The sequence below is a fragment of the Streptomyces sp. NPDC060027 genome, assembly GCF_042737005.1.
Taxonomy (GTDB): domain Bacteria; phylum Actinomycetota; class Actinomycetes; order Streptomycetales; family Streptomycetaceae; genus Streptomyces.
On sequence record NZ_JBHWVI010000222.1, the window covers coordinates 1 to 14,324 of the forward strand.

At 72.3% G+C, this 14,324-nt stretch carries 16 protein-coding genes; 7 read left to right on the forward strand and 9 right to left on the reverse strand.

The features are described 5' to 3' along the window. Window positions 1–203 precede the first annotated feature (203 nt). From def to ACFWBT_RS35445, 8 genes are all read right to left on the reverse strand, one after another. Window positions 204–854, reverse strand: a complete 651-nt coding sequence (def, locus tag ACFWBT_RS35410) for a peptide deformylase (protein ID WP_385707064.1) — start codon at window positions 852–854, stop codon at window positions 204–206. A 59-nt stretch (window positions 855–913) separates the two neighbouring features. After that, complete coding sequence (locus tag ACFWBT_RS35415; RefSeq protein WP_385707065.1) at window positions 914–1,894, reverse strand: tetratricopeptide repeat protein; 981 nt, start codon at window positions 1,892–1,894, stop codon at window positions 914–916. A gap of 153 nt (window positions 1,895–2,047) precedes the next feature. Further along, window positions 2,048–3,346 (reverse strand): HD-GYP domain-containing protein, encoded by a 1,299-nt coding sequence (locus ACFWBT_RS35420; protein ID WP_385707066.1) that lies wholly within the window; start codon window positions 3,344–3,346, stop codon window positions 2,048–2,050. Further along, window positions 3,343–4,707, reverse strand: coding sequence for an HD-GYP domain-containing protein (locus ACFWBT_RS35425; protein ID WP_385707067.1), 1,365 nt, complete (start codon window positions 4,705–4,707; stop codon window positions 3,343–3,345). The genes ACFWBT_RS35420 and ACFWBT_RS35425 overlap by 4 nt, the downstream gene beginning before the upstream one ends. A gap of 212 nt (window positions 4,708–4,919) precedes the next feature. Next, the gene (gene rsrA / locus ACFWBT_RS35430; RefSeq protein ID WP_103548068.1) at window positions 4,920–5,222 is read right to left on the reverse strand and encodes a mycothiol system anti-sigma-R factor; all 303 of its coding nucleotides are present in this window, start codon (window positions 5,220–5,222) and stop codon (window positions 4,920–4,922) included. Next, window positions 5,219–5,902, reverse strand: coding sequence for an RNA polymerase sigma factor SigR (gene sigR, locus ACFWBT_RS35435; protein WP_189189352.1), 684 nt, complete (start codon window positions 5,900–5,902; stop codon window positions 5,219–5,221). The genes rsrA and sigR overlap by 4 nt, the downstream gene beginning before the upstream one ends. A 255-nt stretch (window positions 5,903–6,157) precedes the next feature. Then, complete coding sequence (locus tag ACFWBT_RS35440) at window positions 6,158–6,802, reverse strand: alpha/beta family hydrolase (RefSeq protein ID WP_385707068.1); 645 nt, start codon at window positions 6,800–6,802, stop codon at window positions 6,158–6,160. A 1-nt stretch (window position 6,803) separates the two neighbouring features. Continuing rightward, window positions 6,804–7,619 carry an SOS response-associated peptidase gene (locus ACFWBT_RS35445; protein ID WP_385707069.1) on the reverse strand — a complete coding sequence of 272 codons (816 nt, stop codon included), beginning with the start codon at window positions 7,617–7,619 and terminating at the stop codon, window positions 6,804–6,806. Between the two features lie 50 nt (window positions 7,620–7,669). On the opposite strand from ACFWBT_RS35445, the gene ACFWBT_RS35450 reads away from it, so the two are divergent. From ACFWBT_RS35450 to ACFWBT_RS35465, 4 genes are all read left to right on the forward strand, one after another. Beyond that, a complete protein-coding gene (locus ACFWBT_RS35450; RefSeq protein ID WP_385707070.1) occupies window positions 7,670–8,401 on the forward strand; it encodes a M50 family metallopeptidase in 732 nt (243 codons plus the stop codon). A 154-nt stretch (window positions 8,402–8,555) separates the two neighbouring features. After that, window positions 8,556–9,896: a 3-phosphoshikimate 1-carboxyvinyltransferase gene (aroA, locus tag ACFWBT_RS35455; protein WP_385707071.1), complete on the forward strand. Its 1,341-nt coding sequence runs from the start codon at window positions 8,556–8,558 to the stop codon at window positions 9,894–9,896. A 16-nt stretch (window positions 9,897–9,912) separates the two neighbouring features. Further along, window positions 9,913–10,926: a ribosome small subunit-dependent GTPase A gene (rsgA, locus tag ACFWBT_RS35460; protein WP_385707072.1), complete on the forward strand. Its 1,014-nt coding sequence runs from the start codon at window positions 9,913–9,915 to the stop codon at window positions 10,924–10,926. Window positions 10,927–11,051: 125 nt separating this feature from the next. Then, window positions 11,052–11,375, forward strand: coding sequence for a DMT family transporter (locus ACFWBT_RS35465; protein WP_385707073.1), 324 nt, complete (start codon window positions 11,052–11,054; stop codon window positions 11,373–11,375). On the opposite strand, the gene ACFWBT_RS35470 is transcribed toward ACFWBT_RS35465, so the two are convergent. Then, entirely contained in the window at window positions 11,376–12,002 is a 627-nt protein-coding gene (locus ACFWBT_RS35470) for a TetR/AcrR family transcriptional regulator (protein WP_385707074.1), read from the reverse strand. 298 nt (window positions 12,003–12,300) lie between these two features. On the opposite strand from ACFWBT_RS35470, the gene hisN reads away from it, so the two are divergent. From hisN to ACFWBT_RS35485, 3 genes are all read left to right on the forward strand, one after another. Beyond that, window positions 12,301–13,101 carry a histidinol-phosphatase gene (hisN, locus tag ACFWBT_RS35475; RefSeq protein ID WP_266762552.1) on the forward strand — a complete coding sequence of 267 codons (801 nt, stop codon included), beginning with the start codon at window positions 12,301–12,303 and terminating at the stop codon, window positions 13,099–13,101. Window positions 13,102–13,275: 174 nt separating this feature from the next. After that, window positions 13,276–13,479 carry a hypothetical protein gene (locus tag ACFWBT_RS35480; RefSeq protein ID WP_385707075.1) on the forward strand — a complete coding sequence of 68 codons (204 nt, stop codon included), beginning with the start codon at window positions 13,276–13,278 and terminating at the stop codon, window positions 13,477–13,479. Between the two features lie 349 nt (window positions 13,480–13,828). Further along, on the forward strand, window positions 13,829–14,221 hold the full coding sequence (locus ACFWBT_RS35485) for a CBS domain-containing protein (protein ID WP_356758892.1): 393 nt from the start codon (window positions 13,829–13,831) through the stop codon (window positions 14,219–14,221). The last annotated feature ends 103 nt before the right edge of the window (window positions 14,222–14,324 follow it).

Consider the following 14,324-nt stretch of genomic DNA (forward strand, 5'->3'; position numbering starts at 1 on the left):
CCCCGCCCTATAATCCCCCGTTGTGTGACTTAACCCGGATCTTGGGGGCAGCAACCGGTATCTACCGTGCGACGTACTTCCGACGGGGGCGTGGGGGGGGCTTCCACCCCCCCCGCCACCGTTCGAGCAGACCCACGAGGGGTCGTGCGTCCCGCCTGTCAAAATGCGTCACAGCCGTCCGGGGCGGCCGGCGACGTGGTCGTTCAGTCGTTCGCCACGGTCGCGTAGCGCGGCTCGTTCTCGGCCATCTGCCGCAGCGCGTCCTTGCGCTCGCGCTTGGAGAGCCGGTCGATGTACAGGTAGCCGTACAGGTGGTCCGTCTCGTGCTGGAGGCAGCGCGCGAAGTAGCCCGTGCCGCGCACCCTGATCGGGTTGCCCTTCTCGTCCTGCCCGGTGACCTCGGCGTAATCGGGGCGGGCGAGCGGCGCGTAGGCGGTCGGCACGGAGAGGCAACCCTCGTTGCTCTCGTCCAGCTGGCGCTGGTCGGCGGGCAGGTCGACGAGCTTCGGGTTGCAGACCACACCGACGTGCCGGGTGCCCTGGTCGTCCTGGCAGTCGTAGACGAAGACCTTCAGGTCGACGCCGATCTGGTTGGCCGCCAGGCCCACGCCCTCGGCGGTGCGCTGGCTCGCGAACATGTCGGCGACCAGCTGCTCCAGGTCGTCCCCGAAGTCGGTGACGTCCTTGCACTCCTTGTGCAGAACCGGGTTCCCGACCACCGTGATCGGCCGCGAGGTGCCGCGCTCGCGGTAGGCCGCCTCGCGCTCCTCGGCGTCCTCGGTGTCGATGACGAAGCCGTCGTCGTCCACGGGGAGCACGCCCACGTGCTGCTGATCGGTGTCCTGCTGCGCCATGACGACGTACGCCTTCCTCAGACCTCGGTAAATTCTGCGAGTACAGCCTAAAGGTGTACTCAGCAGACCTCTTCCAGATCCCGCCAGTCACGGGAGTCCGGGCTGTCCGCGACCCAGCCGTCGAGCAGGCCGCGCACCAGCGAGGCGGGCGCCGCGAGGCCGCACTCCCGCTCGGGGACCCAGAGCTGCCCGTCGGTGCGATGACCGAGCGGACCCGGGTGCCCCGGCTCACTGTGGTCGTGCGGGTCGAGGTGTTCCTCGTCGCCCTCGTCGGACGGCATCCGGGACTCGGAGCACATGCGGCACAGCAGCCGTACGGACGACGACCAGTCCTCCGCGGCGAAGCCGGCGTCGGCGGCGAGCTGCTCCAGCGCGTCCCGGTCGTCCTCGGTGGCCGCCTCCAGCAGCACGACCCAGGTGGGCACCGGAGAGGGGGCCCACAGCTCGATCTCGTCGAAGACCGGATAGGCGTGCCCCGCGGCGGTGGTCCGCTCGCCGTGCGGGACACCGTCGTGCAGCACGACTTCGCCCCAACGGCGTCCGGAGGACGGCAGCGGGATCGACAGCACCTCGACACGGGCGGGGTCCAGCCTGCGCCCCCACACCACCTCGGCCTCGCCCTCCGGCGACAGCCGGACGGCCGTGCTGCCGAGGTCCATGCCCACCGGCTCACCGGAGACGGCGGCGCCTCCGGGCACCCGGAGTCCGTACGCCTGCCAGGAACGGCGGGCCAGCGGCCAGTCCTGGAGGGCGGTGGCCGCGATCCCCACGTTCCACCAGTCAGGTGCGCCGGTCTCCCGGTCGAGCAGGGCGACGGCCCGCAGGCCCGCCGCCCGCGCCTGCTCCCAGTCGTGCCGGAACTTGTGCAGCAGCGCCAGGTTGAACCAGGACTCGGACAGCCAGGGCTCCAGGTCCGCGGCACGCGTCAGCAGCGCTCCCGCGTCCTCGTAGCGGCCGTCGCCGATCAGCGTGAACGCACGGTCGGTGGCCTGCCGCCATGAGGCGGAGGGCCGGTGTCGTCCCTTGCCGAAGATCCTCACGATTCCCGCCTGCCAGTTCCTCGCGTTTCCCGCCTGCCGGTCCTTTGAAGAGTCCCTTGAAGACAGTGCAGCCCCGGGCTGGCCCATGCCCCCGAACACCCTCTTCCTCGCATCCAACCACGGACCGTCGGACGGCCGCTCATTACCCATGGGTTACCCAGCCCAGGGCAAGGTCAGACCGGGTCGGGACAGGACCCGGGCGAGCGACTCCACGACCTCTGGCTGATAGTCGTGGGCGGTGGCCAGGCGCAGCTTCTCCAGGGCTGTCAGCGGCCCTCCGGGCCCTGCTTCCCGGGCCATCTCCTCGTATGCGTTCACGGCCCGGACGATGCGCGCGGTGAGGGGCTGCTCCCGGTAGGGGTCGGCCTGCCGCTCCACCACCACGGCGACCTCGGCGTCCACCCCGGTCTGCCGTACGACGGCGCCGCCGAGCAGCGCGATCCTCCGCTGCTCGTCCGCCGGGAGCGCGGCGGTGGCGCCGGCCGGCACGGGGTCGACCAGGCTGAGCTGTCCGATGTCGTGCATCAGCGCCGCGTACTCCAGGACGGTGAGGTCGGGCTCGGAAAGGCCCAGTTCCCGCCCGACGGCCCGGCTGAGCGCGGCCACGCGCCGTGCGTGCCCGGCCGGTGTGTACCCGGCGATCTCGGTCGCCCGCGCGAGGGACGCGATCGTCTGCCGGTAGGTGACCCGCACGGCGGCGTACCGCCGGAAGGACAGCTGGGTGAGCAGCAGCGGCAGCGAGAAGACGGGCAGCGCCCACAGCCCGACCACCGCGACCGCGAGCGACATGACGGCCCCGGTCGCGCACACGGCCGACCCGATCCCGAGTGTGGCCCGCAGTTCGTCGCGCAGCAGCGGCCCGAACGGCCACCGGGTCCGCACATGGGCCGTCGCCGCCGCGAGCACGGCGTCCCACAGGGTGGTGAGCACGAGCAGCGCGACGAGCAGCAGAGCGTGGGCCGGGCCGCCCCACTCCAGCAACCTGCCCTGGTTGTACAGGGGTTGGAAGCAGACGGCGGCGAAGCCGACGGTGAGGACGCGACGCGCGAAGTGGTCGGCCGTGGGCCCGCGTCCCCGCGCCACATGCGGAATGCAGCCGATCAGCGCCGCCGCCACGACGACGGCGACGACCTGGAGGACGCCGTGGTCGGTGCGGTGCCCGGCGTTCTCGCCGAGCAGCGCGTACGCGAGGGCTCCGGCGGCCCCGAGGGGCGCCGACTCCCGTTCCTCGGTCCCGCTCCACCGGGCGAGCTCGCCGACGGCGATGAGGACGCCGAAGGCCAGCGCGGTGCCGCGTTCGTCGAGGCCGTCCCAGAGGGTGACGCCGAGGGCGAGAACCGCGAGGAGGAGGGCGAGCGCGCGTACCGCGGTGAGCGCGGCGGGCGTTCTTCCGGCCGACGGGAGACGGGCGGCGCGGGCGGAGAGTCCGTGCCGTGGTGCGGCGGTGCTCACGGCGCCCTCCGCCCGACGGTGCCGGACGGACGCGTCGGCGGCGTGCCGGGGCCGGGCAGGACGGACGGGCCGACGTCCGCGGTGACCGCGGGATGCCAGCCGTGCCGGCCGAGCGCCCGCACCAGCGCCCCCACCATCCGGGGGTCGAACTGCGCCCCCGCGCACCGCTCCAGCTCCTCCAGGGCCACCGGCACGGGCCGGGCCCTGCGGTAGGACCGGGTCGACGTCATCGCGTCGAACGCGTCGGCGACGGCCACCACCCGGGCGAACTCGGGGATCTGCGACCCCGCCAGCCCGTACGGATAGCCGCTCCCGTCCAGCCGCTCGTGGTGGTGCAGGATCGCCGAGCGGGCCTCGCCGAGGAACCCGATGCCCCGGACCATCTCGTGCCCGTACTCGGGATGCAGTTCGATGACCCGCCGCTCCTCGGGGGTCAGCGGTCCCTCCTTGCGCAGCAGCCGTGTGGGGACGCCGAGTTTGCCGACGTCGTGCAGGATCCCGGCGAACCGGAGCCCCTCGACGCGCTCGTCGTCCATGCCCAGCTCACGGGCGATCATGACGGATGCCTGGCCGACCCGCTCGCTGTGCCCGCGGGTGTAGCCGTCCTTGATGTCGACGGCCTGGACGAGGGCGCGGATGGTGGCCTGGTGGGCGGCCCGTTCGCGGTGGTACTGGGCGAAGACCCAGCAGGACACGTACATCGGCAGCAGGACGAGCAGCGCGGCGACGGGGCCGTAGGGACTGCGCCACAGCACCGCCATCATGAGCCCGGCGAGCCCGTGCACGGCGACGGGTGCCAGCGAGCGCGCGAAGAGGCCGCGCCAGGCACCGCGGGCCGGCGCGCGCTCGGCCAGCGCCAGGATTCCGCCGTCGAGGACGGTGAGCACGGCGCAGAAGGTGAGCACGGCGGCCCCGGCGGGCACCAGCGCGTAAGGGAAGTCGGGCGTGGCCACCGCGTCCGGGCCGCCGAGCGCCCCGTGCGCCCGGGAGGCCGCCCAGACGGCGACGGCGAGCTGGGCCGCGCGCCAGACCCGGCGCGGACCGCGCGGCCGCTGTTCGACCCGGGCGAGCAACGCGCCGGGCAGTGCGACGAAGGCGGCGGCGGGCGGCGGCAGCAGAAAGGCACCGGCCAGCAGCACGGGGAGAAAGGTGCCCATCCCCTGGAGGGCATCGCCGCCGGGCGCACCGGCGCCGCGCGGCCGGGGCGGCAGCGTGACGCGCTCGCAGCCCGCGTACAGCACGGCGAGCAGCGCGACGATCCACCAGGAGACGCGGAGGTGCGGCAAGGGCGCGAGGCAGGCGAGCGCCATGAGAACGACACAGGCCACGTACGCACGGGCCCACGCCGGAACCGAACCCATCGTCGTACCTCCCCCGTACCTCCCCTGATCTCAGGCTCCGGAGCCTAGGACGGGAGGAAGGAGGTGGGGACGAGTATGAACGAATCCGCGGGCTCTGAGCCCGCGGATTAGCACGTTCGGGTGATGAACGAAGGGTCTTCGCCGGAGACGGAGACCGGCCCTCGCGTCGGCTCGCGCCGGAGGGCCGGGGTCGACCGGGGTCGGCCGGGAGGTCAGGACTCCTGGGCCGTCGCGGTCACGTCGTGCTCGGGCACGGTCTGACCGGAGCGGATCAGATCGATGCGGCCCATGACCTTGGCCCGCAGATCGGTGGGCACGTCGTCATGGCCGCAGCACCGCTTGACCAGCTTCTTGACGGCCTGTTCGAGGCCGTACTTCTCCAGGCACGGGGAGCACTCTTCGAAGTGGACCTCGAACTTGGTGCAGTCCGCGTCCGGCATCTCATGATCGAGGAACTCGTAGAGGTGATCGAGTACCTCACTGCAATCCGTCTCGTGCGGCTCTCCGCAGCTCATGAGCCCGAGCCTTTCGCTTCGTTCGACTCTCCGGCGCCGGCGGGGACCAGCCCGCGGTCACGGGCGTAGTCCTCCAGCATGCCGCGCAGTTGGCGACGACCCCGGTGCAGCCGGGACATCACCGTACCGATGGGTGTCCCCATGATGTCCGCGATCTCCTTGTACGCAAAGCCCTCTACGTCCGCGAGATAGACGGCGATGCGGAATTCCTCGGGGATCGCCTGCAGTGCCTCCTTGACGTCCGAGTCGGGCAGGTGGTCGAGCGCCTGCGACTCGGCGGAACGGAGGCCTGTCGACATGTGCGACTCGGCACGCGCCAGCTGCCAGTCCTCGATCTCCTCGGCCGCACTGCGCTGGGGTTCGCGCTGCTTCTTGCGGTACGAGTTGATGAAGGTGTTGGTGAGAATGCGGTACAGCCACGCCTTGAGGTTGGTGCCCTCACGGAACTGGTGGAAGGACGCGTACGCCTTGGCGTACGTCTCCTGCACCAGGTCCTCGGCGTCGGCCGGGTTGCGCGTCATGCGCAGGGCGGCCGAGTACATCTGGTCGAGGAATTCGAGCGCGTCGCGCTCGAAGCGCGCGGTGCGCTCGGCGGACGACTCCGTGCTCGTGCCCTGGCCCTCGGGCTGCTCCGCCTGGCCGTGTTCGGTCCCTGCGTCGGTCCCAGTGACCGGACCCACCTCCTCCAGCGATGTAGTGGCACCGAGACCGGTCCCACTGGAATCGGAGGATAGACGAACATCATGCCCGCCCGCCGCCCGAATCGGGGCGTTCTTGCCCGCGTGCAGCACCGTCCAGTCCAGGTCAGCGCGGCTGCTGCGGCTCGGGCAGAAGGTCGAACCCATGCGGCGGACTTCCTCTCGTACGAACGGTCCAGCACGCTCCGTGCTGTCTGGTCGACACAACAGAAGTCCGTCACTCAGCATTCCCGGCCGTCACCCGAGTGACGCGGCCCACCGCACGACACCCTCCGTGACGATCTTCAGCGCCTCCTCCTGGCCGAGCGGAGCCCGCTTCGGGACGGCGAAGCCGTGATCGCCGAAGGACACCTCGATCAGCTCGTACGCGCCCGGCGGGAACTCCTCCGGCTTTCCGAACGGGTCGTTGCCGCCCTGGACGACGAGCGTGGGCACCCCCGCGCCGAGCAGCTCGTCGGCGCGGGACTTCTCGGGCTTGCCCGGCGGGTGCAGCGGGAAGCTGAGCGCGAGGACGGCGGCGGCTCCGAGTTCGGCCGCGGTCCTGCACGCGACGCGGGCTCCCGCGCTGCGGCCGCCGGAGACCACGGGGAGTCCCGGCCTCGCCAGCGCCGGCCACACGCCCCGCCATCCCACGTCCAGCGTCTTCGGCGCCGGCGCCACCTTCTTCCCGGCCACCCGCCAGGGCTGCTCGACGAGCGCGACGCTCACGCCGTGGGCGGGCAGCACCTCGGCGAGCGCCCGCAGGTCCCGGGCGTCGATGCCGCCGCCCGCGCCGTGGCTCGCGGCGAGGACGAGCCGGGCCCGCCGCGCCCGGTGCCAGGTGACGCGGGCCGTACCGGCGTCCGTCTCGATCGTCTCGCTCGCGTCGCTGATCTCGGTCACGTCAGAAGAGTGTGCCCTCCTCGGGCCCATCCAGCTCCTTCAGCAGCTCCGGTCCGTTGTTGCGGACATTGCTGACCGCGGTGGAGACGGGGTAGGCGCGCAGCAGTCCGGCGGGCGGCGGCGCGAGCAGGTCACGGAGGGCGTCCGGGTCCGTGCCGACCGGGTCGAGCCAGCTGTCCCAGCGGTCGGGCGTGAGCATCAGAGGCATCCGGGGGTGGATGTCGGCCAGCGCGTGCGGGCCTTCGGCGGGGGCGGCCGAGAGCGGCGTCGTCTCCGCCTCGGTCGTGATGACCGAGCAGGTCACCCACCAGGCCAGCGGATGCTCGTCCGGGAGCGTCCGGTCCCGCCAGAACTCGTACAGTCCCGCCATCGCGAAGACCGAGCCGTCCGCGGGCGCCACGAAGTACGGCTGCTTGCGCGGCCGTTTCCTCCTGCCCTCGACCTCCAGATCGCGTTCGGCGCTGCCGGTGACCCACTCGTAGTAGCCGTCGGCGGGGATGATGCAGCGCCGGGAGGTGAAGGCCCGGCGGTACGAGGGCTTCTCGTGCACCGTCTCCGCGCGGGCGTTGATCATCCGGGCGCCGCCCTCGGGCGTCTTGGCCCAGGACGGGACGAGTCCCCACTTGAGTCGGCGGAGCTGGCGAACCGGTCTCGGGCTGTCCGCGTCCTTCACAGGACGGTCGAGGACGGCGTAGACCTCCTTCGTCGGGGCCACGTTGTAGTCGGGTGCCAGGGCCTCCTCGGGCTCCCTCTGCTCGATCTCAAAGATTCCTGCGAGATCCTCGGGTCCACGACTGGCTGCATACCGTCCGCACATACGTGCAACACTGCCAGATTCCGCGTCACGAGAGGGAGCCACCGCCGACAATGGACAGCACCGCATCCACCTCGCTGGCCTCGCTCGCCTCCCTCTGGGACGAGGTCTTCGGCACTCAGCCGGACCCCGACCTGTGGGTGGTGATCGCCACCATGGTCGCGGCCCTCGCGGTGATCGTCCCGCACGGCGTCTGGCGCCTCTCCCGCAACGCCATCACCATCGCCCACGAGGGCGGCCACGGCCTGATCGCCCTGCTCACCGGGCGCAGCCTCAGCGGCATCCGGCTGCACTCCGACACCAGCGGCCTCACGGTCAGCCGCGGCAAGCCGACCGGCCTCGGCATGATCCTGACGGCGGCGGCGGGCTACACCGCTCCCCCGCTGCTCGGCCTCGGCGGCGCCGCGCTGCTCGGCTCGGGCCACATCACCCTGCTGCTGTGGCTGGCCACGGCCCTGCTGATAGCCATGCTGGTGATGATCCGCAACGCGTACGGCGCGCTCACCGTGATCCTCACCGGCGGCACCTTCCTGCTGGTGTCCTGGCTCGCCGGCCCCCAGGTGCAGGCCGCGTTCGCGTACGCCGTGGTGTGGTTCCTGCTCCTCGGCGGCGTCCGCCCGGCCTTCGAACTCCAGGCCAAGCGGATGCGGGGCAACGCGGGCGACTCGGACGCCGACCAGTTGTCGCGGCTGACGCACGTACCCGCCGGGCTCTGGCTGTTCCTCTTCCACGCCGTGTCGCTGTGCTCGCTGATGGGCGGCGGGCGCTGGCTCCTCGATGTGTGAGCCGCACGGCGGCCCGAGGGTCCAAAGGTCCTTGAGCTGGACCGCAGCCGTCGGCGGGCCTCCGGGTACGCGCCGCGCCGGACCACCCCGCGCGGGCGCCGCCGGGCGGGACGGACCAGCGGCTGCCCGGCGCCCTGCCACTAAAGTGGGGCGCATGACCGTGAACCCCGCCCACACCGCCCTCTGGCCAGCCCCGCACGCAAGCGGAGCCGTCGACGCGACGGTCCACGTGCCGGGGTCCAAGTCGGTCACCAACCGCGCTCTCGTGCTCGCCGCGCTGGCCTCCGAGCCGGGCTGGCTGCGCCGCCCGCTGCGTTCCCGCGACACCCTGCTGATGGCCGGCGCGCTGCGCGCGATGGGCGTGGGCATCGAGGAGACGGTCGGCTCCAGCTCGACGGTCGCGGGGGGCCCGGAAGCCTCCGGCGAGGCCTGGCGGGTCATCCCCTCGGGCCTGCGCGGCCCGGCCACCGTCGACGTCGGCAACGCGGGCACCGTGATGCGCTTCCTGCCCCCGGTCGCCGCGCTCGCGGACGGCCCCATCCGGTTCGACGGCGACCCCCGGTCGTACGAGCGTCCGCTGGACGGCGTGATCGACGCGCTGCGCCTGCTCGGCGCCCGCATCGACGACGACGCCCGCGGCGCGCTGCCGCTGACGGTGCACGGCGGGGGCGCCCTGGACGGCGGCCCGGTGGAGATCGACGCGTCGTCGTCGTCCCAGTTCGTGTCCGCCCTGCTGCTCTCCGGCCCGCGCTTCAACCAGGGCGTCGAGGTCCGGCACACCGGCTCGACGCTCCCGTCCATGCCGCACATCCGGATGACCGTCGACATGCTGCGCGCGGTCGGTGCCCAGGTGGACACCCCGGAGTCGGGCGGCGAGCCGAACGTCTGGCGGGTGACGCCGGGCGCGCTGCTCGGCCGCGACCTGATCATCGAGCCGGACCTGTCGAACGCCCAGCCGTTCCTGGCGGCGGCACTGGTGACCGGCGGCACGGTCGTCGTCCCCGACTGGCCGGCGCACACCACCCAGCCCGGCGACCGGCTGCGGGAGATCTTCACCGAGATGGGTGGTTCCTGCGAACTGACCGAGAGCGGACTGGAGTTCACCGGTTCGGGTGCGATCCACGGTATCGACGTGGACCTCGGCGAGGTCGGTGAGCTGACCCCGGGCATCGCGGCGGTCGCGGCGCTCGCCGACTCCCCCTCCACGCTCCGCGGCGTGGCCCATCTGCGGCTGCACGAGACGGACCGGCTGGCCGCGCTCACCAAGGAGATCAACGAACTCGGCGGCGACGTCACCGAGACCGCCGACGGCCTGCACATCCGGCCGCGCCGGCTGCACGGCGGCATCTTCCACACGTACGACGACCACCGCATGGCGACGGCCGGCGCGATCCTCGGGCTGGCGGTGGAAGGCGTCCAGATCGAGAACGTGGCGACGACGGCGAAGACCCTGCCGGACTTCCCCGACCTGTGGACCGGAATGCTCGGGAACTGACGGGCGGACCTGGATCATGCGCCGATACAACAAGAACACCGACGAGGACGACATCCGCCAGCGGCCGAACCGCAAGGGCAACCGTCCGCGTACGAACATCCGCCCCAAGCACGAGGAGGCCGTCGAGGGCATGGTCCTCACGGTCGACCGGGGCCGGCTCACCTGCCTTGTCGCGGGCCGCACCGTGATGGCGATGAAGGCCCGCGAACTGGGCCGCAAGGCCGCCGTCGTCGGCGACCGGGTGGCCATCGTCGGCGATCTGTCCGGCGAGAAGGACACCCTCGCCCGCATCGTCCGCATCGAGCCACGCGGTTCGGTCCTGCGCCGCACGGCCGACGACGACGATCCGTACGAGCGCGTGGTCGTCGCCAACGCCGACCAGCTCGCCATCGTCACCGCCCTCGCCGACCCCGAGCCGCGCCCCCGCCTGATCGACCGCTGTCTGGTGGCGGCCTTCGACGGCGGCCTGACCCCGCTCCTCGTGCTCACGAAGTCGGACCTGGCCCCGCCGGACAAGTTCCTGGAGCTGTACGGCGCGCTGGACATCCCGTACGTGGTGACCAGCCGCGACGAGCTGAAGAGCGAGGCCGCCGCCGACCTGGTGCGTGAGCAACTGGTCGGCAGGATCACGGCGTTCGTCGGTCACTCGGGTGTCGGCAAGACGACCCTGGTGAACGCGCTGGTGCCGCCCGAGCAACGCCGGACGACCGGTCATGTCAACGCGGTCACCGGCCGCGGCCGGCACACCACCACCTCGGCGCTCGCCCTGCCGCTGGCGGGCAGTGCCGGCGGGTGGCTCGTCGACACCCCCGGTGTCCGGTCGTTCGGCCTGAACCACGTCGACCCGTCCCGGGTCATCCACGCCTTCCCCGACCTCGTACCCGGCACCGAGGGGTGCCCCCGCGCGTGCAGTCACGACGAACCGGACTGCGCGCTCGACCAGTGGGTGGCGGACGGCCACGCGGACCCGCAGCGGCTGTACTCGCTGCGCCGGCTGCTGGCCACGCGGGAGCGCCGCGAGGGCGACTGACCGCTCCCGTGTTTGCGTGCGCCCGCCGTCGGTAAGGGCTTCTCCCGGCCGGTGAATGCATAATCGCACCGAGCCGGATCCGGGTCGGCCGAAGCAGTCGACGTACGGATGAGGGAGGACACGAGATGGCGTGGCTGCTGGTCGTTGTGGCGGGACTGCTCGAAACCGGCTTCGCCGTCTGTCTGAAGCTCTCGCACGGCTTCTCCAGACTCTGGCCCACCGTCGCCTTCTGTGTCTTCGCCCTCGGCAGCTTCGGCCTGCTGACGCTCTCCCTGAAGAAGCTCGACGTCGGTCCGGCCTACGCGGTGTGGACCGGCATCGGCGCGGCGGGCACCGCCATCTACGGCATGATCTTCCTCGACGACCTGGTCTCCATCCTCAAGATCGTCTCGATCAGCCTGGTCATCATCGGCGTCATCGGGCTCCAGCTGTCGGGATCGGCGCACTGATCACGCGCACCGGGGCCCTCGGACCCCGAGCCGCTGGGACGGCGCCAGCGCGGCCTTGACCAACTCCGTGACCCCTCCCTGCGCGGGCGGCGCCACGACCCACGAGAGCGCGAGCCGGACCACCAGCTCGCACGCCCGCGTCACCTCGGGGGTGTCCGCCCTGGACAGGGCGAGGGCGGCGACCGCGCGGTCACGGACCAGCGCCACGAAGTCGGTGGGCGAGGGCAACGGCCCGTCGGCCCGCCGCTGCGCGGGCACCACCGACGACGAGGGCACGGCGGACAGCGCCGGCGAGGGCAGCCGCTCGCCCCAGCACCCGGTCAGCATCGCCCGCACCAGCGCGTTGCTGCGCGCCGCCGAGGCGGTCCACTCGGCGGCCGCGACCAACCGCTCCCGCGCGTCGGTGTGGGCGGCCAGGGCCCGGTCGACCCCGGCGAGATACGCATCGGCCTCCCGCCGTACGAGGGCACGCGCGAGCCCGTCCTTGCTCCCGAACTCGTTGTACAGCGTCTGGCGTGACACCCCGGCCACGGCGGCCACATCGACCATCCGCACCGCGGACCACGCCCGGCGCACCAGCGCCGTATAGGCGGCGTCCAAGAGGGATTCTCGCGCTGCGGGCATCATCGCCTCCCTGGGGCGAGCGACTCTGCAGCCAGATTTGACGCGTACGGAAGCACTGTCAAGGGTTCGCGGCGGCTCCGAGGGGCGCGCGTACGGACCCGCACGCATCCGGGCCCCGGACACAAGCCCCGCCGATGTCCCCGGCGGAAGCGCCCGGCGTGGCCGCCGACCGGCGCGGCGGTCCACCACTGTTCCGCGCACTGTTCCGCGCCGACCGGGTCCGCGGCACCGGTCCGTCGGCCCCCGCGATGATCGCCGTCCTGTGTAGCCCCGTCCCGACGCGGGCAGATACGGTTCACCCATGCCCGACTATCGCGATGACCTGCGCCTCGCCCATGTCCTGGCGGACGCCGCCGACGCCGCGACGATGGACCGGTTCAAGGCGCTCGACCTGAAGGTCGAGACCAAGCCGGACATGACGCCGGTGAGCGAGGCGGACAAGGCCGCCGAAGAACTCATCCGCGGCCAGCTCCAGCGGGCCAGGCCGCGCGACGCGATCCTCGGCGAGGAGTACGGCATCGAGGGCACGGGCCCGCGCCGCTGGGTCATCGACCCGATCGACGGCACCAAGAACTACGTCCGTGGTGTCCCCGTCTGGGCCACGCTGATCTCCCTCATGGAGGCGGGCGAGGGCGGGTACCAGCCGGTCGTCGGCGTCGTCTCCGCCCCCGCGCTCGGCCGTCGCTGGTGGGCGGCGAAGGGGCACGGCGCCTTCACCGGCCGCAGCCTGTCCTCGGCGAGCCGTCTGCGGGTCTCCAGCGTCTCGCGGATGGCCGACGCGTCCTTCGCGTACTCCTCGCTGTCCGGCTGGGAGGACCAGGGCCGCCTCGACGGCTTCCTCGACCTCACGAAGGCGGTCTGGCGCACCCGCGGTTACGGCGACTTCTGGCCCTACATGATGGTCGCCGAGGGCTCGGTGGACATCTGCGCCGAACCCGAGCTGTCGCTCTGGGACATGGCGGCGACCGCGATCGTGGTGACCGAGGCGGGCGGCTCCTTCACCGGCCTCGACGGACGCCCCGGCCCGCACAGCGGCAACGCGGCCGCGTCGAACGGCCTGCTCCACGACGAGATGCTGGGCTATCTCAACCAGCGGTACTAGTGACGTCCGGTCAACCCGGGCCCGGCCGTTCCGCGTTGTGCGGCGTTCTTCCCGGCAGGCCGCCGCAGGAAGGCCAACTGCCGCCCACCTGACCGGCGTACGACGCGTCGGCCCGGTCCCGCCGGGCCGGGTGGCGGACGTACGGTCGCCGTGATGTGACTGTGACGCACGGCGGTGCCGCTCGATGCCAAGCTGCGGATATGTCTGATGAACGGCGCCTACGACGCCTTCGCGAAGTGCACCTTCCCGACCGCCGTGCGGGGGGTGCCGGACGGATCGAACTCGTACGCGGTGCAGGTCGGTTGGCACGAGAGGAAGAAGATCACCAACGAGGAGGCGCGGACCGGAAGCCTGGTCATGGAGTTCGGCACGCCGTGATCGAGATCCGGGCCGGCGGGCACGTGGCGCAGGTCGGCCCGAGACGCCGGATCTCGCCTCGCGGGCACGTGGCGCAGGTCGGCCCGGCCCGCGCAGTGGCGCCGCACCTCACCGGCCGGAGCGGCCGACACCGGCGGTACCGGCGCGACGCGTGAGCAGCCCCGGCCGACCCGGGGCTGCTGAGTAACCCTCGGGCGCCCCCGAATTCACGGCACACGCCCCCTTGTTGACCCTCCCTTTAACTGCGACCCTGAGAGCTCCCCCACTTGTGAACTTGTGAACCGCTTCTCTTTGCGCTCCGCCAAGGAGCCGAGGAGCCGGCGGATCACCAAGGAGGTGGCTCCAGCCCATGCTCGTTCGTGACGCCATGAGCACGGTGGTCCTCACCATCGGCCCGGCACACACGCTCCGCCAGGCGGCCCGTCTGATGTCCGCACGCCGCGTCGGCGCGGCGGTGGTCCTCGACGAGGACTCCTCCGGCCTCGGCATCCTCACCGAGCGCGACATCCTCAACTCCCTCGCCCACGGCCAGAACCCGGACTCCGAGACCGCAGGCAGCCACACCACCACCGACGTCGTCTTCGCGGCACCCTCCTGGACCTTGGAGGAGGCCGCGTCCGCGATGTCGCACGGCGGCTTCCGGCATCTGATCGTGCTCGACGGCAGCGGCCCGGTCGGCATCGTCTCGGTGCGCGACATCATCCGCTGCTGGGCGCCCGCGCGGCAGAACGTACCGGCCTGAGCACACGGGCGGGGGGGGGGGGCCCCCGGGCCGACCGCGCACGCCCCCCCCCCCCCCCCCCGCCCCGCCCCCCCCCCCCACACCCCCCCCCCCCCGGCGAGCC